The sequence below is a fragment of the Streptomyces sp. NPDC047917 genome (assembly GCF_043204345.1).
Taxonomy (GTDB): domain Bacteria; phylum Actinomycetota; class Actinomycetes; order Streptomycetales; family Streptomycetaceae; genus Streptomyces; species Streptomyces sanglieri.
This window is the reverse complement of sequence record NZ_JBIDCA010000007.1, coordinates 1-20,809: the sequence shown is the minus strand read 5'-3', so window position 1 is coordinate 20,809 and position 20,809 is coordinate 1. Positions and strand designations below refer to the sequence as shown.

Annotated in this window: 20 protein-coding genes and 1 rRNA gene; 13 read left to right on the top strand and 8 right to left on the bottom strand. The window is 71.7% G+C overall.

Translation table 11 applies throughout. The annotated features are described in order from the left end of the window. Positions 1-19 precede the first annotated feature (19 nt). Positions 20-460, bottom strand: a complete 441-nt coding sequence (locus ACGF8B_RS17805) for an ATP-binding protein (protein WP_392739348.1) — start codon at positions 458-460, stop codon at positions 20-22. Positions 461-673: 213 nt separating this feature from the next. On the opposite strand from ACGF8B_RS17805, the gene ACGF8B_RS17800 reads away from it, so the two are divergent. Genes ACGF8B_RS17800 through ACGF8B_RS17790 form a run of 3 tightly spaced genes read left to right on the top strand, consistent with a single transcriptional unit; the run spans position 674 to position 1,960 of the window. After that, the gene (locus tag ACGF8B_RS17800) at positions 674-1,525 is read left to right on the top strand and encodes a Scr1 family TA system antitoxin-like transcriptional regulator (RefSeq protein WP_392739346.1); all 852 of its coding nucleotides are present in this window, start codon (positions 674-676) and stop codon (positions 1,523-1,525) included. Between the two features lie 11 nt (positions 1,526-1,536). Then, entirely contained in the window at positions 1,537-1,728 is a 192-nt protein-coding gene (locus tag ACGF8B_RS17795; protein WP_392739344.1) for a DUF397 domain-containing protein, read from the top strand. After that, positions 1,721-1,960: a DUF397 domain-containing protein gene (locus ACGF8B_RS17790; protein ID WP_392739342.1), complete on the top strand. Its 240-nt coding sequence runs from the start codon at positions 1,721-1,723 to the stop codon at positions 1,958-1,960. Before ACGF8B_RS17795 ends, ACGF8B_RS17790 begins: the two co-directional genes overlap by 8 nt. Positions 1,961-2,050: 90 nt before the next feature. Here ACGF8B_RS17790 and ACGF8B_RS17785 read toward each other — a convergent pair whose 3' ends face one another. Together ACGF8B_RS17785 and ACGF8B_RS17780 are read right to left on the bottom strand one after the other, a co-directional pair. Next, positions 2,051-2,974: a phosphotriesterase gene (locus ACGF8B_RS17785; protein ID WP_392739340.1), complete on the bottom strand. Its 924-nt coding sequence runs from the start codon at positions 2,972-2,974 to the stop codon at positions 2,051-2,053. Positions 2,975-2,991: 17 nt separating this feature from the next. Next, positions 2,992-3,447 carry a carboxymuconolactone decarboxylase family protein gene (locus ACGF8B_RS17780; protein ID WP_392739338.1) on the bottom strand — a complete coding sequence of 152 codons (456 nt, stop codon included), beginning with the start codon at positions 3,445-3,447 and terminating at the stop codon, positions 2,992-2,994. A gap of 81 nt (positions 3,448-3,528) precedes the next feature. Between ACGF8B_RS17780 and ACGF8B_RS17775 the strand changes: the two genes are divergently transcribed. Beyond that, positions 3,529-4,104, top strand: coding sequence for a CGNR zinc finger domain-containing protein (locus tag ACGF8B_RS17775; protein WP_392739336.1), 576 nt, complete (start codon positions 3,529-3,531; stop codon positions 4,102-4,104). A gap of 121 nt (positions 4,105-4,225) precedes the next feature. On the opposite strand, the gene ACGF8B_RS17770 is transcribed toward ACGF8B_RS17775, so the two are convergent. After that, a complete protein-coding gene (locus tag ACGF8B_RS17770; RefSeq protein WP_392739334.1) occupies positions 4,226-8,380 on the bottom strand; it encodes a hypothetical protein in 4,155 nt (1,384 codons plus the stop codon). 120 nt (positions 8,381-8,500) lie between these two features. Between ACGF8B_RS17770 and ACGF8B_RS17765 the strand changes: the two genes are divergently transcribed. The 8 genes from ACGF8B_RS17765 to ACGF8B_RS17730 all read left to right on the top strand — a co-directional run bounded on the left by ACGF8B_RS17765 (position 8,501) and on the right by ACGF8B_RS17730 (position 17,432). Further along, complete coding sequence (locus ACGF8B_RS17765; RefSeq protein ID WP_392739332.1) at positions 8,501-8,935, top strand: DUF6892 domain-containing protein; 435 nt, start codon at positions 8,501-8,503, stop codon at positions 8,933-8,935. Positions 8,936-9,051: 116 nt separating this feature from the next. Next, positions 9,052-9,690, top strand: coding sequence for a DUF402 domain-containing protein (locus tag ACGF8B_RS17760; protein WP_392739330.1), 639 nt, complete (start codon positions 9,052-9,054; stop codon positions 9,688-9,690). Between the two features lie 303 nt (positions 9,691-9,993). Then, positions 9,994-10,302, top strand: coding sequence for a hypothetical protein (locus ACGF8B_RS17755; protein ID WP_018101695.1), 309 nt, complete (start codon positions 9,994-9,996; stop codon positions 10,300-10,302). Positions 10,303-10,480: 178 nt separating this feature from the next. Beyond that, positions 10,481-11,356, top strand: coding sequence for a hypothetical protein (locus ACGF8B_RS17750; RefSeq protein WP_392739328.1), 876 nt, complete (start codon positions 10,481-10,483; stop codon positions 11,354-11,356). Further along, a complete protein-coding gene (locus ACGF8B_RS17745) occupies positions 11,346-12,710 on the top strand; it encodes a hypothetical protein (RefSeq protein WP_392739326.1) in 1,365 nt (454 codons plus the stop codon). The genes ACGF8B_RS17750 and ACGF8B_RS17745 overlap by 11 nt, the downstream gene beginning before the upstream one ends. Continuing rightward, positions 12,707-14,257, top strand: a complete 1,551-nt coding sequence (locus ACGF8B_RS17740; protein WP_392739324.1) for an SCO6880 family protein — start codon at positions 12,707-12,709, stop codon at positions 14,255-14,257. Before ACGF8B_RS17745 ends, ACGF8B_RS17740 begins: the two co-directional genes overlap by 4 nt. A 99-nt stretch (positions 14,258-14,356) precedes the next feature. Continuing rightward, positions 14,357-15,775 (top strand): ATP-binding protein, encoded by a 1,419-nt coding sequence (locus tag ACGF8B_RS17735; RefSeq protein WP_392739322.1) that lies wholly within the window; start codon positions 14,357-14,359, stop codon positions 15,773-15,775. Between the two features lies 1 nt (position 15,776). Beyond that, positions 15,777-17,432, top strand: coding sequence for a type IV secretory system conjugative DNA transfer family protein (locus ACGF8B_RS17730; protein ID WP_392739320.1), 1,656 nt, complete (start codon positions 15,777-15,779; stop codon positions 17,430-17,432). Between the two features lie 40 nt (positions 17,433-17,472). Here ACGF8B_RS17730 and ACGF8B_RS17725 read toward each other — a convergent pair whose 3' ends face one another. Together ACGF8B_RS17725 and ACGF8B_RS17720 are read right to left on the bottom strand one after the other, a co-directional pair. Continuing rightward, a complete protein-coding gene (locus ACGF8B_RS17725) occupies positions 17,473-18,120 on the bottom strand; it encodes a response regulator transcription factor (RefSeq protein ID WP_266797386.1) in 648 nt (215 codons plus the stop codon). Beyond that, positions 18,105-19,364, bottom strand: coding sequence for a sensor histidine kinase (locus ACGF8B_RS17720; protein WP_392739318.1), 1,260 nt, complete (start codon positions 19,362-19,364; stop codon positions 18,105-18,107). The genes ACGF8B_RS17725 and ACGF8B_RS17720 overlap by 16 nt, the downstream gene beginning before the upstream one ends. A 151-nt stretch (positions 19,365-19,515) precedes the next feature. On the opposite strand from ACGF8B_RS17720, the gene ACGF8B_RS17715 reads away from it, so the two are divergent. After that, positions 19,516-19,983 (top strand): hypothetical protein, encoded by a 468-nt coding sequence (locus tag ACGF8B_RS17715; RefSeq protein ID WP_392739316.1) that lies wholly within the window; start codon positions 19,516-19,518, stop codon positions 19,981-19,983. A 66-nt stretch (positions 19,984-20,049) separates the two neighbouring features. On the opposite strand, the gene ACGF8B_RS17710 is transcribed toward ACGF8B_RS17715, so the two are convergent. Together ACGF8B_RS17710 and rrf are read right to left on the bottom strand one after the other, a co-directional pair. Beyond that, on the bottom strand, positions 20,050-20,610 hold the full coding sequence (locus ACGF8B_RS17710; RefSeq protein WP_392739314.1) for a GNAT family N-acetyltransferase: 561 nt from the start codon (positions 20,608-20,610) through the stop codon (positions 20,050-20,052). A 104-nt stretch (positions 20,611-20,714) separates the two neighbouring features. Then, positions 20,715-20,809, bottom strand: a 5S ribosomal RNA gene (gene rrf, locus ACGF8B_RS17705); the annotation flags it as partial.

The following is a 20,809-nucleotide window of genomic DNA, read 5'->3' as shown; positions in this document are numbered from 1 at the left end:
CCCGCCACACCTCCGCCCGCTACGCCTTCGCCGCGCACTCCGCCCAGAGCAGCTTCCCGCCCTGCCCGGGCAGCCCGCCGCCGCGCATGGGGTACGCACCCCAGCACTCCGCGTAGAGCGTGACGAGATACAGCCCGCGCCAGCGTTCGGCCAGTTCCTCCGGCGCCTGGGGGCCGCCCCACCGGAACGGTGCCGGGATGTGCGGATCGCTGTCCCACACGCTCATCCGTACGCGGCTGCGCCCGGCATCGCGCAGCCGGAGCGAGTACGGCCCCGAGGAGTACAGGTACGCGTTGGTGACCAGCTCACTGGCCAGCAGCTCGGCCACTTCGGTGAGTTCGGGCATGCCGTGCACGCGCAGGACGTTACGGAGGGTGGCGCGGGCGACGCCGGGGGCACGGGGATCCTGCGGGAGTTGGAGGGTGTATGCCCAGGGCGGGGATACCGTGGAAGCGACCATGGAAGTCTCCGTTCACGGAGGGACGTTGGAGGGTGTGCTTCGAGATGCCCGGTGACGAGGCCGCTCCGTCGAGCGGGGTACTTCCGGGCGGGTGGCCTGAGACCGAGACTAGACTCGTGCAAGGATTGTTTTCACCGATCGACCGGAATCCTTGAACTGAACCACTCGTGTGAGTGACCGACCGTCTCAGCCGTATTCCAGGGAGAGTTCGAGATGGCAGGCAGGGCCGCCCCTACCGCGCGACGCACCCGGCTCGGTGCCGAGCTGCGAAAACTGCGGGAACGCGCCGGGATGACCACGACGCAGGCAGCCGACCTTCTCGGCACGAGCTCGGGGCAGCTCAGCAACATAGAAGTGGCACGCTTCGGCGTGAGCGCAGATCGTGTGCGGGTCGCGGCCCACACCTACTCCTGCACTGATCAAGCGCTGGTCGATGCGCTCGTCGCCATGACAGGTGACCGCAAGCGCGGCTGGTGGGAGGAGTACCGGGAAATCCTGCCGCCCAAGCTGCTCGACCTGGCCGAGATCGAACACCACGGCACCGGCCTGCACGCGGCGCACAGCATCCACATTCCCGGGCTGCTCCAGACCGTTGACCACGCCCGGGAGATCTATCGGCAAGCCGTTCCCGAGTTGTCGCCGCCGGAGATCGAGCACCGCGTCTCGTACCGCATCAAACGACAGGAAGTGCTCTACCGGACGACCCCCGTCCCCTACCGGGCCGTCATCCACGAGGCTGCCCTGCGCATGAAGTTCGGCGGTTCGGACATCGCGCGGCACCAGCTCCAGCACCTTCTCAAGGTGAGCGAACTGCCCTGCACGACCATTCGCGTAATCCCTTTCGAGGCCACCTGCTACCCGGGCTCAGGACAGTCCGTCTACTACATGCGGGGACCGGTGCCCGCGCTCGATACCGCGCAACTCGACCAGTCACACGGCCCCGTTTTCATCGACGCGGAGGCCCAACTGACCCAGTACCGCCTGCTGCTCGAACGCCTCGACGCCGCGGCTCTGGACATCGGTCGGTCCCGAGAACTCATCCACAAGGTCGCCCGAGGCCTGTGAAAGGAGCCGAGATGTCTTCGTGCATCTGGCAGAAGTCGTCCTACTGCGCACAGGGCGAGGCATGCATACACGTGGCGGCAGCCGGACCCGGCACGGTCGAACTCACCGAATCCGGCGACCCCACCGGAGCGATACTCCGCACCGCCCCCACCGCCTGGGCCGCCCTCGTACGCACGATCAAGGAGAGCCGCACACGTGACTGACACTCCCGCCCCCGGCATCCCCACCGACCTCACCTGGGTCCGCGCCGCCCCCGAAGGCGAGGAGGGGCCGGGCCCCTGGATCGAGATCGCCTTCGGTCCGGACGAACTGGTCTACCTCCGCGAGACCGGCGACCCCACCAACATCGTCACGACCACCCGGACGAAATGGGTGGCCTTCACCAAGGGCGTCGTGGCGGGCGAGTTCGACCACTTCGCCGAACCCGCCGACTAGCGCCGAGCCCCATCGCTGTGGAGAGCCGATACCCGCCAGACCCGGGCGCCCCGTTCGCGCGCCCGGCGGCGAGGACCCCGAGGGAAATGTCTACGACGCCGCTCGCACGGCGGTCCGCCAGCGTGCCGCGTAGGCCCGGGAGGGGTTCTCGACGAAGATCGCGTGGGCCACGTCGCTTCCGATTTCCTGGGCGATCCGGGGGTTGACCCCTTCCAGGAGGTGACGCATCCCTGGTCCGTCCGCCGACGAGCGGGCCGATGCCACCACGGTGTCGCCGCCGATCAGCACGCGGTCGGCGTGCCCGGCGTCGGCGAGTGCCGCCACGCATTCCATCAGTCGGTGGTCACCGGCGTGATGGGCCCGGGACGGCCCGTCGAACGCCAGGTACGCCCCGGCTTCTGCGGCGCGCAAGTGGACGGCGGAGTCGGGGTAACGGAGCAGGTGGCCGAGGATCACCCGGTGGGCGGGTACGCCATGGTCCGCACAGAGGAGTTGGAGGGTTTCCAGGGCCGCGGTGCCGCCCTCCAGGTGGACGCCGATCGGTGCGCCGGTGGCGTGGTGGGCGGCCGCCGCCGCGGCCATCGTCCGGCGGGCGTGCCCGTCCAGGCGGTGGAAGGCGCCGGCCACCTTGATCAGGCCCGCTCTCACCGGGCCCTGGGTGAGTTCCCGGGTGAAGAGGTCCGCCAACTCGTCGACGCCGTGCGGGAACCAGTCACCTTCGTAGTGTTTCGCCTGATGAAGGCCGGTCGCCGCGATCAGGTGGACACCACTGGCGCGGGAGAGCGCGGGAAGGACGGACAGCTGCCGTCCCATGCCCCAGGGCGTCCACTGCACCAGGGCCTGCCCCCCGGCCTGCGCGAAGGAGTCCAGCTCCCACCGTGCCGCTGCGGTGTCGTCGAGCTCCTCGCCCGGGAGGCGCGGGCTTCGCAGGAACAGGTGGTCGTGGGCGTCGCAGACGCCCAGGTCGCCGGGGGCGATGTCGCCGAGTACGGTCCTGACCGTCTGCCCCGTCATGTGGTCCGTCCTTTCACTCACCGGAGGTCGCTCCGGTTCGCTTCGCGCGGGGCCGCGTCCTCCAGCGCCGCGGCGGCGACCCGCAGGCCGGCCAGCGCCTTGGGAACGCCGACGTACGGCGCCAGATGGACGAAGACTTCGACCACCTCCTCGGGCGTCAGGCCCACCCGCAGCGAGGTGACGGCCTGCCCGGCCAGCTGCGGATCGACGCCGCCGAGCGCGGTGAGCGCCGCCAGGTTCGCCAACTGCCGCTCGCGCGGAGAGAGTCCGGGGCGCTGATAGGTACCGCCGAAGAGGACGGTGATCAGCCAGTCGGGAAAGCCCGGAGCCACATCCTCCAACCAGGGGAAGAGCGACTGGGTCGCGGGGTCCTGGAGGGTGTCGAGCGTCCGATAGCCCTCCTCCCGGTCGAGAACGGCAGCGGTCAGCCGCTGGGAGAGAGGCTCGGGGTCGGCAGGTCCGGGATCGGCCATGGTCGGCCTCCTCGTCAGTACGTAACGGGCAGGGCGTTACGACGCTAACAGACGTAACGTCTGAGGCGTTACACTCGGGGCATGGTCGACTCCCCGCACAGCTTCCGCTTCGACTGTGGCGCCACCTGGCTCAACCTGCTTGCCACGCGGGGCCGCACGTTCAGCAGCCACCCGATCGAACGCCTCGACTCGGCGGAGCGGCTGGCGGAATGGCTCGGGACGAGCGAGCTGGCGCCGCACCGCAGGCCCACACACGCCGACCTGGAACGCACTTGGCAGCTGCGGGAGTGCCTGCGTGCCCTGGCCCTCGCCACCGCCCAGGACCGTACCCCGCCGGACGGAGCGGTCGCGGAGCTGGGTGACTTCCTCGCCGCCGACGACCCGGTGGAACTCACCGGCGGCGACCGCCTGCGCCGCAGCTCGCCGGAGACCGTCGGCGAAGCCCTCGTCCGCATCGCGCGGCAGGCCGCGGACCACTTGACCGGCACGGACCGGGCCGGGCTCAAGGTGTGCCCCGAAGACGACTGCCGTGGCGTGTTCACCGACCCCGCCGGCCGTCGCCGGTGGTGCCCCTCCCCGTCGTGCGCCAGCCGCGGACGGGTCCGCGCGCACCGCGCCCGGCTAGCGGCACCCAAGCGTCAGGGCGCGGAACCCTGAGGTCCCGCCGGGACCGGCTCACCCGGCGTATACGCCCGGTCCACATTGAGCCGGGCAGCGCCTACGGCGTCCCGAGGATCGCCTGAACCCGCCGGCTGAACCCGCCGGCCGGGGCCTGGCCTCACCGCCGAGGAGGAGCGCCGGCCCCCGCCCAGGCGCGGGCGAACCGTTCGTGAGCGGGCGGCGGAACGGCGGCGGCGGCCGGAGCCGCCGGGGCAGGACGGGGTGCCTTCGCGGCGGTGAGCTCCTTGCGGACGGCGCGATGGTGGTCGAGGGTCCAGGTGTTCCAGCGGCGTACGGTGCGGTCGGCCGGGCGGTCGAGGGCGTGCAGCTGGAGGTGGAGGGCCGCCGCGTCGCGGCCGACGCCGAGGGCCGCCGCCACCTCGTCCACCAGGGCCGGGACGCTGAAGAGCGGGTTGGACTCGTACTGGCCCGGCGGGACCGGGGTGGTTGCCGAGCGGTCCGCCAGGGCGCGCAGGGCGGCCAGCAGGTCGGCGGGGACGGTGGCGGGGGCCTCGGCGGCCCCGGCGCGGGCTTCGGTGGCGGACTCCGTGAGCCGGTCGAGCAGCGAGCGGGCGCCCTCCGCGACCGGGTCGCCCACCGGCCGCTCGGTGAACGCCCAGATGAGGGCGGTGACGGCGGCCCGTATGCCGTCGGCGTCCTGCGGGGGTTCCGCCAGGTGTCCGGTGAGCAGGGCGGTGGCCCAGGCCGTGGGCAGGTCGTGGTCCCTGGCCAGCGCGGCGGCATGGCTGCCGTCGTCGGCGTACGGGGTGACCGCGAGCCGGGCGCACCATTCGGCGGCCATCCGGCCCGCCGCGGCGGTCATCCCGCCGGGGGCCCAGAGGTCCGCCGGATCGGCGGGGACGGCGGCGGCGAGCACGGCGCGCCGGCCCTCGGGGCGGAGGTCCGTCCGCGCGACGTCGTACCGGTGGATCAGGTCCCGGTCGGCCTTGTACGGCTTGGCGCGGCACAGCTTGAGGTGGACCGCGTAGTCGTCGCTGCCGGCGAAGCCGTCGAGGACCAGCGCGGCGATGGCGCGCGGCACCCCCGTACGCCACCGGAACAGGTCCACGGCCTCCTCGGGCACCGGCAGCGGACCGCGCTCGGCGAGCAGGGCCAGCAGCCGGGGCAGTCTTGTCGTGTCGTCGCCCTCGACGGTGCGGGTCCCGCACTCCTCGGCATCGGCGGGCGCCGGGTCGGCGGCCCGCTGGAGGAAGGGGACGAGGTCGCTGCGGACCGGGCCGGAGGCCACCGGGACACCGGACGAGCGGAGCTCGGCGATCCGGGGCTCCGGGGCGCGGCCGGTGCGCCAGGTGGTGCCGGGCTCCGCGAACGGCTGGCGGCTCCACACGCCGAGCAGCGCGGTGAGCGCCCGCCGGTGCTCATCCGGGGTGGCGGCGACGGCGGCGCGCCAGGCCACGGCGTCGATCCGGCCGGTCAGCACCGCCCATTCGGAGGGCGGGGCCGGCAGCGCCAGCACCCGTACCTCGTCGTCGATCTCGCCGCGCAGATACCGGCCGTCGGCGGCGACCGCGGTGAGGACGGCGGGCTGCGGCTGCGGCGGCCGCTCCTCGTACCCCCGCAGCTGGGGCAGCAGGCCGTGCAGGGCCGGGACGAGCCGGGTGTCGGGCTCCGGGTCGGGCAGCTCGACGACCGGTCCGGAGCGCATGACGGCCACCCGGTGCGACAGCTCGCGGCGGCGGCGCAGCACATCGGCGGCGAGCCGGGCCGCGCGGTCGAGGCCCTGCCGGATCCGGGGATCGGTCACCCCGGGCAGCGCGTCCTCGGCGCCGCACGACAGCAGCTCGCGCACGGCCCCGTCGGTGACCGCGCGGAGTACGCCGGAGGAGGGCTCGTCGCGCGGGGTGAGGAAGTGCCAGAACGCGGGTGGCGGCACGGGCCCGGCCTGCTCACCGAGGGTGGTCCGGACCGGCCCGGTGCGGTGGCTGCCGGGGAAGCCCCGGACCTGCCAGAGCAGCGAGTTGTCCTCGGCGGCGTGGCAGCGGACCGTGGTGCTGCCGACCACGACGGTGTCCGCACCGCCGGCCGGAAGGCCGAGGATGCCCCACGGGCGGCGGCCCCAGGTGGTGGTGCGGTAGGACGCGGTGCGGCCGTCGACGGACTCCAGCTCGAACTCGCGGGGCGAGGGACCGGCGTACGGGGTGCGGTGGTCGACCCGGCAGCCGGTGAGCCGGCCGTCCTGGCCGAGCGGGGACGGCGGGGCGCCGGGCGGGAGTTCGGCGAGGATCCGGTGGTCGGGGAAGGGCCTGGTGCCGTCCGGGCCCGAGTCGGGGGTGTGGAAGCCGGGCAGCGGGTGGTCGGCGGTGGGTGCGCCGGTGGCGGGGTCCACACGGAGCCACCCGCCGCCGCGGTCCTCGCTGAACACCGTGGTGCTCCAGAGGTACTGACCGTCGTACATCTGGTAGTCGCGGTGGCCGATCCCTCCGGTGCCGCCGGGCCGCAGGATCTTCTCGCCGTCGAACCGGCCGCCGCCGTCCGGGGTCTGGAACTGATAGCCGAGGCCGCCCCGGATACTGCCGCCGTAGGGGCGCAGCCCGTAGGACTCCTCCGGCATGAAGATGTCGGCGGGGCTGCCCGACCAGTACGCCGCCGTGTCGGGTGCATTGCTCTCGCCCGTGCCCGCTCCGGACCAGGCGACGAGGAACTGGCCGCCGACCCAGTGCACCGTGGGCGGCCCGGCGCCATCCGGCAGCTCCAGGGTGTGCTCGCCGCGCCGGCCCGCGTGGTCGACGGCGAACGCGCGGGTCTCCCCGTACAGGGTGAGCACCGGCCAGGTGCTGGTGACGTACACCGTCTCGTCCGGCCGGAATTCGGCGAGGGCCTCCTCCATGGCGGGCCAGCCCAGCTCCTCGGGCAGCCCGGCACGCAGGGCGCGGGCCAGCGGGCCGGTGAGGTCCAGCGCGTCGAGCGCCTCCTCGATGCCGTCCAGAGCGATGGCGGTGGGCCGGTCGAGGAGGCCGTGCAGCTCGTCCACCGCTTCGTCGGCCGCCGCGAGCCCGCCACCGCGCAGGCTGTCGAGCAGCTTCTCGATCCGGCCGTGCACCTCGGCGGCGATACCCGGATTGTGCGGAAGGCGGCTGATGGCGGTGCCACCCCGGGAGCGGAGCCCGGCGTGCACCGTGCCTTCGAGCCGGGATCCGAACACGGGGTCGGCGGCGAGGGCCCTGAGGTCGCGCCGCGCCTCCTTGTCCCAGAACTCCAGGGGGACGGTGGCTCCGGGGTCGTGGACGGGGATCCCCTCGGCGAGGCAGACATCGAGCAGATCGGCGTCCAGATGCGGCCACTGGTAGCGGTCCTCGTGGAGCCGGACCGGGGTGCCGTCCTCCTTCAGCAGCGGCGCGAACCGGGCCACCAGCTCGAAGAGCTCGACCGGCATGGCCTGGCGGGTCACCCCGCCGCCGGCGACGGTGCGGTGGGAGTACCGGGTGGCGTACCGGCGCAGCCACTCACCGGGGCCGCCCTCGGGGGCGATCCGGCCGGTCGCGGCGGCGTCGGCGGCCCCGCAGCCGATGAGCAGCCGCAGCCAGGCGGCCGCGTCGTTCTTCGACTCGGGGAACAGGTCGAGCAGGGCGGCGGCCCGGTCGTCGGCCGGCGGGTGGGCGGTGAGCGGGGCGAGCGCCGCGCCGAACAGCCGGTCCGGCACGGCCTTGCCGGGAGCGGACGCGAGCACCTCGCCCAGCACCCGCGCCTCCTCGTCGGTGCCGAGCCCGGCCGCCCGCGCGGAGTCCCTGACCCGGCGGGCCAGATCGGCGGGCAGCTCGCCGGGGGACGCCGCCCAGTCGGCCAGCAGCCGTGTGAACTCGCGGTGCGCGCCGACCGGCCCGTGAACCTCGGTCAGCCAGGCGGGGGCGCCGCTGAGTTCGGTGGCGGGCAGGGCGCCGAACCGGGCGAACAGCCGAACGTTCGCCGACCGCCAGTCGGGGTCGACGGGCAGCCCGTGGGTGCGCTCCGCGGTGCGCGCGTTCCCGTACGCGCGGGCGGCGGAGCGGCGGTGCGTCTCCAGCATCCAGTGCCCGATGGTGTCCCAGAACCATGGCAGATGGGCGGCGGGCAGGCCCCTGGCCAGACGCTCCGTCTCGTCCATGAACCGTCCGGGCTTCTCCCAGGCCCGGTGCCGACCACGGCCGGCCCGCTCCAACGCGTCACGCGCGTCGTCCTCGGCGCCCGGAACACGGGCGCGCGCCCAGTCGACGTACGTCTCGGAGATGCGGTGATTGGCCGGGAGCGGAACGGGAGTTCCGGTGCTGCTGGTCATGTGTACGAGTCTGGCAGGCGGCACTGACAGCGGGCCGGCGCGCTCCGGAGGCCCGGGCGAGGTCGCGCGAGGTCGCGCGAGGCCGGGCGAGGCCGGATGAGGCCTGTGTAGGGTCCCCGCATGCCTGTCTTCCGCGACTTCAACTTCAAGCTCCTGGTCATCGAACAGCTCATGTACGAGGACGAGAAGCTCACCCCGGCCTTCAGCATCGACGAGTGCCTGCGGGCCAAGGGAATCACCGACCCGCAGCTCTACGCGTTCGACAACGATCTCGCGTACACGGTGCTCGACGAGGCCCGCGCCCACTTCGAGGCGCTGGAGATAAGCGAGGAGCTGCTCGCGACCGTGGACACCCTCGTCCTCGACGGAGGGCTCCAGGTCTACTACGAGTGCTCCCCGGTCTGGGACGGCGAGGACGAACTGTTCGACGTGGAATCGCTCGACGACCTCGACCTGCTGCCGAACCTGCGCCGGGTCACCGGCGCCGGGGACTGCGGGATGGGCGTCCCGTTCAAAGAAGAAATCCTCGCCGCCCGGGGCATCGTTTCCGACTGAGGCGGCGTCACCGGCAGGGCGGCCGGCCGCGGCTGTGGCAGGCGTGGCGCCGCCGGTGCCACGTCAGGTAATCGGACGAAGTGTCCGGGCTCGGTGGCGCGGGCATGATCAACGACATGAACGACGGCATGAACGACGAGCCGGGCCGGATCCTCCGCTGGAACTTCTTCATCGGCGGCCACCTGAGTGTGTCGGTCCCCGTACGCCTCGTCGAACGCACCGACCGGGGCCAGCTGGTGTGGATGGAGACCGGCACCCCTATGTGGCGTACGGAACTCCCGAACGGGGCGCACCTCAGGGACATCGCGCCGGACGACCGTCCGCCCGGCGGCTACCCGGTGGTCGCCGACCGCTGGCCGATGGGCAACGCGCTCTTCTACCAGCCGACCGACGCAGCGCACTCGGTGCTCTGGCTCTTCGGCCGCAGACGGAAGTTCCGTGGCTGGTACGTAAACCTGGAGCGCCGGATCCATCGCGGTGACGACATCGACATCACCGACCACGAACTCGACATCAACGTCGCACCCGACCGGAGCTGGCGGTGGAAGGACGAGCAGTCCTTCGCCGACAAGACCGGTCACCCCGTCTACTGGTCGGCTGACGAGGCTTCGGCGATCCGGGACGAGGGCGCCTCGGTGGCCCGGCTCGCCGAGGCCGGAACGTTTCCCTTCGACGGCACCTGGTGCGATTTCCGGCCACCGCCCTCCTGGACCACACCGCCCCGGCCGCCCGTCCCACGCCATCCGCTGCTCTGACCGGCTCCTGCTCCGACCGGGTACGGCGCGCTGACCAGGGCATGTTCAAAATTCTCGGCCAGGGTGGCGGGATGGCAGTCATTGCCCGGGGTCACACCCCGTGATACACAGAGTAACCATACGTATTCGGTCATACATCGATTCGATCCGCTGGTCAGGGCGGTCGGACCGGTCACATGTGCGGGATCCGGGTAAAGAGAGCCGTCAAGCCGTCGTGCGAGAGCAGTTTCATCAGCGAAGATAGAGAGCGACCCGTGCCGTGCGGCAGGGGCATTGAACTACCCAACAGGGGCGGTGACTTACATGATCCTGGCAGCTGAAAAGGGCGACATCACCACCATCATCGGCGGAATCGCCCCGAACTGGGGGCCGTTCGGGACCTTGGGCAACGAGGCCCGCGTAATGATCGAGGTCGTGATGGCCATCGCCATCCTGCTCTGCCTCGGCATCGCGGTATGGGGTGCGGCAAAGCAGCGCATCGGCGCGACGGCACTGCGCGACACGTTCAGCGCCGAGCAGGGCAAGGGGCTGATCGTTGCCGGTCTGACCGGTGTGTTCATCATCGGATCGCTCGGAACCCTCTTCACCATCGTCTATGGAATGGCCGTCTGACCGGCGGTCATCCCACGCCAGGGGCAGTCCCGCCCACCCCCACACCATCCGTCCGTCGTGCCCACCGGCAGAGGTTGCGTCCCCTGATGTCGAGTCATAACACCGCGTCCGCGCGGCATCCCGCACGGCTACCGTCGTACTACCCGGTTCAGGCAACGGTTGAGGGGGCGTACGCGGCATGAGTCTCGGCGACGACAAGGGCTACGGCAACGACTCGGGCCGTACGGACGATGCATACAGCACCATCGGCGGGACGCGCCAGACCCGTACCCGCCTGCCCGACGGCGAGGGCGGCGACGGCTACAACGCCCCCCGCCGCCCGGCCCGTGCTTCCCGCTCGCTCCTCACGATGGCGGGCGTGGTCGTCCTCCTGATCGCGGCCATCGCGTTCGCCAACATGGGCGGAGGGCGCGGAGACGACAAGGACAACGGTTCGGGAAGCTCGGGGAGCAAGCCGGAGGCAGCGTCCACGGCTGCCACCGGGACGAAGCCGGTGACGGGGAAGAACGGCACGATTCCGTCGGGGTTCGCGCATGACGAGCAGGGGGCGCAGAGCGCGGCGGCGAACTACGCTGTGGCGCTCGGCTCGGCCGACATGTTCGACAAGACCCGCCGTCGCACGGTCGTCACGGCCGTCTACGCGCCCGAGGTCGCCGCTGCCCGTCAGGGCGATCTGGACAAGGTGTACTCCGGCCAGGACTTCCTCACCAGCATCGGGCTGAACGCTGACGGCAGCGCACCGACGGGCCTGACCTTCATCTCACGCTCCAACCCGGCCGGCACCAAGACCGTGAAATTCAACGGCGACTCCGCGAGCATCGCCGTTTGGTACTCAGCCCTGTTCGGACTGGCCGGCGAGGGTTCCAAGAACCCGGTCTCCGAGAGCTGGTACACCAACACCTTCGAACTGGTCTGGATCGACGGGAACTGGAAGATCACCGATTTCACGCAGAAGGACGGCCCCACACCTGTCGGCCGTGACCAGGCTGCTTCCCCCGCGGAAGAAATGGCCAACGCCGTGGAACAGTTCGGAGGGTTCACCTATGCCCGCTAAACGATCCAGCCGAGCCCTTTCAGTAGCTGCGGCGACATCCGGCCTGCAGGTCGCGCTCGTGCTGCTGGCCGGCCGCGCGTTCGCCGCGCCCTCTCCCAGCCCAACGCCCAGCGAGAGCAACAATGCGTGTGACTTGATCCGTGGTCCCGCCAAGGACTACTGCGAAAACGGCGACGCAGCCCCCAAGACCAACATCTCCCCCTCCGTCGACAGCTCCCTCGACCCCCTCTCCTCCCTCGCCCGCGGCTGCGCCGACGCCGCCGCATGGATCGTCGGAAAGCTCAGCGAGGCCGTGAAGGGCACCGCCAACGTCGACTTCACGAACACCAAGTTCCTCCAGCAGTACGCAATCGTCTTCGCCGCCTCCACCGTCCTGACGCTCCTCCTGTGGCTGCTCGCCGTCGCCAAGCGGGCGATCCGCGGCGTGCCGCTGACCACCGCGATCTCCGAGGCCATCGGGTTCCTGTGGCTGACGGTCCTCGCCTCCGCGTTCACCCCGCTGATCCTCTACACGATCGTCTCCGCGACCGACGGCGTCACCGAGGTCGTCGCCTCCTCCTCCGGCGGGCAGACCGACGTGTTCTTCGGGTCGTTCGCCGAAGCCCTCAAGAAGGGCTCCGACATCGGCGGCGGGCCGATCATGCTGATCGTCGTCTCGCTCGTCTCGATCCTCGCCGCGGGTGTCCTCTGGCTGGAGCTCGTCATCCGGGCCGCCCTGCTCTACGTGGGCGCCCTGCTCGGCACCGTCGTCTACGCCGGGCTCGTCGACAAGAACATGTGGGGCCACGTCCGACGCTGGGCGGGCATCATGATCGCGGTGATCATGGTGAAGCCGGTCATCGTCGTCGTGCTCGGCCTGGCCGGCGCGCTCTCCCAGAACGACGGGCCGAACGCGTTCTCCGCCGTCGTCTCCGGCCTCGCCATCATCCTGCTGGCGATCTTCGCCTCCGCGATGATCTACCGCTTCGTCCCCGGCTTCGGCGACGAGATCCAGGGCGCCCGCACCAACCGCAAGGCGGCCACCGACGGCTCCCAGGCCGCCGCGCTGATCAGCTCGCCCGCCGCCCTCGTCTCCCAGGGCATCAAGACCCACAGCAGCCGCAGCGGCCAGAACAGCGGCGACGGAGGCAACGGCGGCGGCCGTCCCGCCAACGCGATCAGCGGCGGAGTCGCCGCGCACAGCTCCCGCAACTCCGGTGGAAGCGGAGCAGGCGGCGGATCTGTCCCCTCCGCCGCACCTCCGCCGCGCAGCGGATCCGGGCCGACGTCCGGCACCCCGCACGGCAGCCGCTCCCACCGAGGTGGCGGATCAGGCAGTTCAGGTAACAACAGCACGGGAGGTGGAGGGCGTTGACGACTCCGTCCCACACGATCGCGCCCCGCCGTACGTATCTCATCGGCCGGGCCCGGCCGAACGCGATCGTCGGCAAGAACCGCGAGACCGGCGAGATCGCGCTGATCATCGCCGGCGCGTTCCTCGGCATGGTGAGCGGACTGGCCGTCCCCTACCTCGGCCCGCGGATCATGCTGCTCGTGGGCTTCCCCATCCTCGCCCTGGCGATCGTGTACCTCCCGTACAAGCACCGCACCTTCTACAAATGGTTTGAGATCAACCGCAGCTACAAGCGCTCCCTGCGCCGCGGTACGGCCTACCGTTCCGCCGCCATGGAGGCGGGCGTCGGCGTCGACGGGCGTGAGGTCGAGATCGGCCCGCCCCCCGGCATCGGCCGGATCAACTGGCTCGCCGCCCCCTTCGGCCCGGACGAGATCGCCGTACTCCTGCACGCCGACCGGCGCACCGTCACCGCCGCGATCGAGATCGAGGGCCCCGGCGTCGGTCTCCGCGACAGCGAGGACCAGGAAGCTCTCGTCGACCGGTTCGGCACGTTGCTGAAGCACGTCGCCAACGGCGACGGCTTCGTGACCCGCATCCAGATGCTGGCCCGCACCCTGCCCGCCGACCCCGACGCGCACGCCAAGGACGTCGCCCAGCGCGGCGACAAGGCCTCCCCCGGCTGGCTCCAGGAGTCCTACGACCAGCTCCAGTCCATGGTCTCCACCTCCAGCGAGCAGCACCGCGCCTACCTCGTGGCCTGCATGCACTACACCCGCGAGCTGGCCGCCGAAGCCAACGCCATGGCCCGCGCCGCCCGCCCCGAGTCCGGCCGCAGGCTCGACCGGGACGCCGGCCTCGCCGTCGTCATGGCGCGCGAGCTCACCGACATCTGCGCCCGCCTCGCCGAGGCCGACATCCGGGTCCGCCAGCCGCTCGGCCAGAGCCGCCTCGCCTCCCTCGTCCACTCGATGTACGACCCCGACCACCCCATCGACCACATCCAGGCCATGACCAAGCGCAACGCCTGGCCGGCCGAGCTGGACGCGGTCGAGCCGACATATCTCCAGGCCAAGACCCGCGAGTCGGTCACCCGCGCCCCCTGGTGCCACTCCACGGCCTGGGTGAAGGAGTGGCCGATGACCCCCGTCGGCGTCAACTTCCTCGCCCCGCTCCTCGTCCACACCCCCGATGTGATCCGTACGGTCGCGGTCTGCATGGACCTGGAACCCACCGAGGTCGCCATCGAGCGGATGCTCACCGAGAAGACGAACGACGAGGCGGAAGCCAGCCGTCAGGCCAAGATGAACCGCACCGTCGACCCGCGCGACATCGCCGCCCACGGCCGTCTCGACCAGCGGGGTGAAGACCTCGCGAGCGGCGCGGCCGGGGTGAACCTGGTGGGGTACATCACCGTGTCGTCGCGCTCGCCGGAGGCACTGGCCCGCGACAAGCGGACGATCCGGGCCTCGGCCGGCAAGTCGTACCTCAAGCTGGAGTGGTGCGACCGCGAGCACCACCGCGCCTTCGTGAACACCCTGCCGTTCGCCACCGGCATCCGCCGCTAGCCGCACAGCACAGCGCGGCACAAGCACAAGCACAAGCACAGCAACCGAGAACCAAGAACCAAGAGAACCGAGAGAACCGAAAGGGAGGTCGGTCACGCCATGCGAGACCCGCTGTCCGCGCTGTCGGACGCCTTCACCGCCTTCCTCTTCGGGAAGGTGGAGACGACCAGGCTGCCCGTCCGCACGTCGACCGGACAGGCCCAGGCCGTCTACCTGCCCACCGCGGCCCCCGGCCTCGGCGACTCCGGCGTGATCATCGGCCGCGAGGTCTACTCCGGCAAGGGCTACATCTACGACCCCTTCCAGCTGTACGGACAGCAGCTGCCGGCCCCGCACTGGCTGGTGCTCGGCGAGTCGGGCAACGGCAAGTCCGCGCTGGAGAAGACGTACGTGCTGCGCCAGCTCCGCTTCCGCGACCGCCAGGTCGTCGTGCTGGACGCCCAGGGCGAGGACGGCGTCGGCGAATGGAACCTCATCGCCCAGGAGCTCGGCCTCACCCCGATCCGCCTCGACCCGACCTCCGCGCTCAACGGCGGCATCCGGCTCAACCCGCTCGACCCCGCGATCACCACCACCGGCCAGCTCGCCCTGCTCCGCACGATCATCGAGGTCGCGATGGGGCACGGCCTGGACGAGCGGTCCGGCTTCGCGCTGAAGGTCGCCCACGCCTACGTCAACGAGACGATCACCGACCGGCAGCCGGTCCTCACCGACATCGTCGACCAGCTCCGCCACCCGGAGCCCGAGTCCGCCGAGGCGATGAACGTCGACATAGACGACGTACGGGCCTGGGGCCTGGACGTCGCCCTCGTCCTGGACCGGCTGGTCGACGGTGACCTGCGCGGCATGTTCGACGGGCCGACCAGCTTCGGCATCGACCTCGACGCCCCGCTGATCGTCTTCGACCTCTCGCACATCGACCGGAACTCGATCGCGATGCCGATCCTGATGGCGATCGTCGGCGTCTGGCTGGAGCACACCTGGATCAGGCCCGACCGGAAGAAGCGCATCTTCCTGGTGGAAGAGGCCTGGCACATCATCAACTCACCCTTCGTGGCCCAGCTCTTCCAGCGCCTGCTGAAGTTCGGGCGCCGCCTCGGCCTGTCGTTCGTGGCCGTCGTCCACCACCTCAGTGACGTCGTCGACGGAGCGGCGGCGCGGGAGGCCGCGGCGATCCTCAAGATGGCGTCGACCCGCACGATCTACGCCCAGAAGGCCGACGAGGCCAGAGCGACGGGGCGCGTGCTCGGCCTGCCCCGGTGGGCGGTCGAGATCATCCCGACGCTCACCCCAGGCATCGCGGTCTGGGACGTCAACGGCAACGTCCAGGTGGTCAAACACCTGATCACCGAGGCGGAACGCCCGCTGGTCTTCACCGACCGCGCGATGACCGAGTCCTCCGCCGGCGACCCCCTGCCCGAGGACGTACGCGCCGCGGACCTGGAGGCGGAGCAGCGCGCGGCCCGGATCGAGCACCAGCAACGGCTGAACGAGTCGTCCGAGTCAACGGTGGCATGACATGGCGGGGCGCGCTGATCAACGTACCGGCGGCAACGGCGGCGGCACCGGCGGTGGCATCCCCGACGGCATGCTCATCGGCCTGCTGGCCCTCCTGCTCGGGCTGACGCTGCTGGTGTGGACGGCCACCGGCCTGGCCGGACTGTTCGCGCACGGCGCCTGGCCGGAGGGGGTCACGCTCGCCGAGTCGCCGCTGTCGGTGCGCCGGCTCGTCACCGCTCCGCACGACCTCCCGGCCGCCTGGCCGAACACCCCGGCGGGCGAACTCTCCGGGTACGGGCTCTTCTGGGGCCTGTTCATCGGCGAACTGATGGTGCTGCTGGTGCTGACGGTGTTCGTGCTGGGTGTGGTGGCCCGCTGGCGAGCGGTACGGGCCCGGCAGCGGGCCGAGCGCTACGGGGACGGGGCGGACGAGTACGCGTACGAGGACGGGCCCGTACGGGCCCGCCGACGGCAGGGGCCCCGCCGCCGGGCCCGGCGGGACGACACCGCCGTCTCCTTGGAGCACTCCCCGGCCGAGACCGCCCCTCTCCCCAGGACCGAAGCCGGCCCCGTGATCGAAACCGCCCCCGGACCGCGAGCCGAACCCACCACGGCCACCTTGGCCACCACGGCCACCACGGCCACCACCGGAACCGGAACCGAACCCCCCACCGGAACCGAAGCGACCACCGGCCCGCACGCCGAACCCGGCCCCGCCCCCGGCCTCAGCGACCCCGCCCTCCCCCCGCTCCCCTCCCCCCGCGCCCCCGTCGTCTACGGCTCCGCCACCACGCGCCGCCCCACCGCCGTCCAGGCCATCCACGAAGCCGACGGCCCCGCGCTCGTCGTCACCTCCGACCCCACCGTCTGGGCCGAGACCAAGGACGCCCGCGCCAAGCTCGGCCCGGTCCTCGTCTACGACCCGGGCCACCTCTGCGACACCCCGGCCCGCCTGCACTGGTCCCCCACCGCGGGCTGCGAAAAGCCCGACACGGCCGCCGCCCGCTCCGCCGCTCTCCTCGCCCCGGTCCGTCCGCAGGCCCGGATCGACGCGGCGACCGCCGACACGGCGGAAACGCTCCTGCAGTGCTGGCTGCACGCCGCCGCCACAGACGGCCGCCCCTTCCGCCAGGTCCACCGCTGGGCCCTCGGCGGCAGCGCCCACGAACCGGTACGCCTGCTCCGTACCCACCCCAAAGCGGCCTCCGGACTGGCCGGTCTGCTGGAATCGGCACTGACCGCACACCCCGAACGCCGCGAAATGGCACAGGAGCTGACGGTACGGGCCTTCGGCGCACTCTCGTCGGTGCACATCCGCGAGGCCTGCACACCGAACCGGGCCGATTCGCTCGCGCTGGAATCATTCGCGGACGAGGGGGGCACCCTCTATGTGGTGGGTGAGCCGATCGAGGACCCCCGCTCAGGTCCGGGAGCAATGCCCCTGCTCACGGCACTAGCCGCACACGTGGTCGAGCACGGCCGCCGCATGGCCGCACGGTCGGCCGACGGTCGGCTCGACCCGCCGATGACGCTGGTGCTCGACGACATCGCCGCGGTGGCCCCGCTCCCCCGCCTCCCGGAACTGCTGGCGAACGGCCGGGCCACGGGCCTGCCGACCCTGGCCCTCCTCCGCTCGCGGGAACAGGCCCGCGCCCGCTGGCCCCAGGGGGTATGACCCGCCCGCGCCGGGGCGGAGCCACCCACCCGGCGCGCCGTCAGGGGTTGTTCAGGTAGGCGAGTACGGCGAGGACGCGGCGGTTGCCGTCGTCGTCATCGGTGATGCCGAGCTTGCCGAACATGGAGGTGGTGTACTTCCCGATCGCGCTCTCGCTGAGGAAGAGCCGCCTGCCGATGGCCTGGTTGGACAGCCCCTCGGCCATGAGACCGAGCACGGAGTGCTCGCGTTCGGTCAGCCCCTCCAGCCGCCGGTTCGAGGACCCGCTGGAGAGCAGCTTGGCGATGACGGCCGGATCCATCGCGGTCCCGCCACCCGCGACGCGTTCCAGAGCGTCGATGAACTGGTCGGCATCGAACACGCTCTCCTTGAGGAAGTAGCCGATTCCCCCGGCGCCGTCGGCCAACAGCTCGCGGGCATAGAGCTGTTCGACGTACTGGGAGAGGATCAGGACCGGAAGTCCGGGCAGTTCACGGCGCGCGGCCAGGGCTGCCCGCAGGCCCTCGTCCGACTGGGTCGGCGGCATACGGATGTCGACGACGGCCACGTCCGGCCGCCATTCCAGCAGCGCGTCGAGCGTCTCCGGCCCGGTGGTCGCCGTCGCCACCACCTGGTGCCCGTACGCCTCGATCAGGCGGACCATTCCGTCCCGCAGAAGGTAGAGGTCCTCGGCTACAACGATTCGCATGGCACCACTATCCTCGCGCGGGTCGGACCGCCTGCCGGGCTGGTGATCTCCAGGGTGCCGTCGAAGACCGCGAGGCGTTGCCGCAACCCCGCGAGTCCGCCGCCGTCGCCCACGGCGGCCCCGCCCCGGCCGTCGTCCTCGACATCGACGACCAGGCGGGCACCGTCCCGGACCATGCAGATCCGGGCCCGGGCCGCTCGGGCGTGCTTGACCGCGTTGGTCATCAGCTCGGCGATCCCGAAGTAGAGGGCGGACTCGATCGGCGGCTCCGGGCGCAGCCGGAGGTCGGCGGTCACATCGGTTTCGAGCGGGCTGTCCAGGGCGAACGCGCGAACGGCCTCGACCAGCCCCCGGTCGCTCAGCACCGGCGGGTTGATGCCCCGGACCAGTTCACGGAGCTCGGTCAGCGATGTGGCGGCACCCGCCCGTGCCGCCCGCATCAGTGCCCCGGCCTGCTCGGGATCGGTTTCCATCAGCTTCTCCGCCGTCGCCAGGGAGAGCCCGAGCGCGACCAGCCGGGCCTGCGCCCCGTCGTGCAGATCCCGCTCGATCCGGCGGATCTCGGCGGCCTGCGCGACCGTCGTATCGGCACGCTGGGCCGTCAGCTCCGCCACCCGGTCCGCCAGCACCATCGCGGGCGATGCCCGCAGGAAGCGGACGGCCACCGGCTCCACGCACCGCCAGGCGTACGGGGCACCGGCGACCGCCACGGCCAGGCCGGCCACCCCGACGACACGTGCGACGGCCCCGGGCCCGCCGAGCCCGACGACCGCGGCGGCCAGCCCGGCAGGCGGGAGCGACGCGACCACACCCGCGGTGAACGGCACCACGGCCAGGAACCGCAGGTCGCGCCAGTTGGCGGGGTCCTTCCAACGGACCCGCCACTTCAGGTCCATGACAGCATCATGCCTGCTGCGCTCGTAACCGAAGCCGTTCCACCAGTACCCGGTGGACAGCTGCGTCACCGTCCCGGCCTGCCGGTAGCCGGCCGGAACGACGGTGCCGGTCCACCTCTCGACGAGGAAGCGGACCGCACGGCAGACCGGGCGGGAGAGCGTGAACGTCCCCACGCACACCAGCACCACCGGCAACAGCCACGACCACGGGTTCGACGCCCCCCACCGGATGCCCAGCGCCACCGAGGCGGCCCACCCCGCCGGCACCAGCATGCTGACGGCCGCCACGGCACACGCCCGTACGAAACCCACCCCGGCGCGCACCGGCCACGAACCCGTCTGCGTCATGGCTCCTCCTCCGCTTCCCCTTCGGTGTTCCCACTGTGCACCGCGCGGAGCCCGCGACCGCCCCGGTCGGCCGAGGAGTGGGTCTGGCCCCACCCACCCGTGGGCCCAGACGCATACCGGGCCGGCCGATCGCTTCGTAGCGTCGCTGAACATGGAAACCAACAAGCTCACGGCGGACCCGGCAACCGGCAGGGGCACCACGACCGGACCGGCCCTCTTCGACGGCCCCCGCACCCGGGCAGCCCTCGGCACGGCGCGGAACGGCTTCAAGCTCTACGGCGCACTCGGTACCACCGCTCTCCTGGCGGTCGCCGCGGTGGCGGGCAGCGGCCACCCGGTCAACACCTTCATGTGGGTACGGGCGGCGCTGCTGCCCCTGATCGCCGTGCTCCTCCACCGGATGACCGTCTCCGCCTCCCGGGGATCCCGGCGGGCCTTCGAGCGCGTGCGCTCCGTCTCCGTCGTCATGCCGATCGCGATCGTCGGCGTGGACCTGATCCCGGGGGTCTGCCCGCTCTGGTACGCCGTGGTGCAGACCGTCTGCATGCTGCCCGTCGTCCGGGTCGCGTTCCTCACCAGAAGCCCCGAACTGCGCGCCGCCTTCCCCGGAACGCGCTGAGACACACTGCCCCACCCGGCACACGCCGACACCGCACGCCGCGCGCCCCGGCCGCAGGCCCGGGGTCTACGCCTCCCGCTCCACCGCGTACTCGATCTCCCGGGCGGACGGGTCTCCCGGCACGGGCACCGAACGCCCGGTCGCCGAGAATCCGATCCGCCGGTAGAACGCCGCGGCCCTCGGGTTGTCCTCGTGCACATACAGCCGCACGCGCTCGATCCGCGGCGCCGCCAGCGACCAGGCCCAGTCCGTCCCGGCCCGGAACAGCTCCTCGGCCAGACCCGCGCCCCGCGCCCCGGGCCGTACGAACACACCGACCACATGCGCCTGGTGTACGTCGACCGCCTCCCCGAACCGCACTTCCGCGTCCGGTCGCTCGATCAGCACGGTGACCCCGCCGTCCCACCGCCCGTCCGGCGCGACGGCGACGAACTGCCGGACGTCACCGCCGCCGGCCGCGGACGCGCCGAGTGCCCGGTCCTGCCAGAACTCGTCGGAGTGGGCCACGCCCTGTTCGTACGTCTCCAGAAACGCCACCGGCGCGGCCGGATCTTGCAGGGCGGCCAGCCGCAACTCCTTGACCAGGGGCCATTCATCGGCGCGCACGGCTCGAATCACATGTTCCATCCGCCGATCCTGCCCCTGCCACCGGACCCGCGCAAACGATATCAAGGGGGTAAACGCAGAAAAGCCCCGTGTCCACAAGGACACGGGGCTTTCCCGTAAAAGGAGTTCGGCGGCGTCCTACTCTCCCACAGGGTCCCCCCTGCAGTACCATCGGCGCTGAAAGGCTTAGCTTCCGGGTTCGGAATGTAACCGGGCGTTT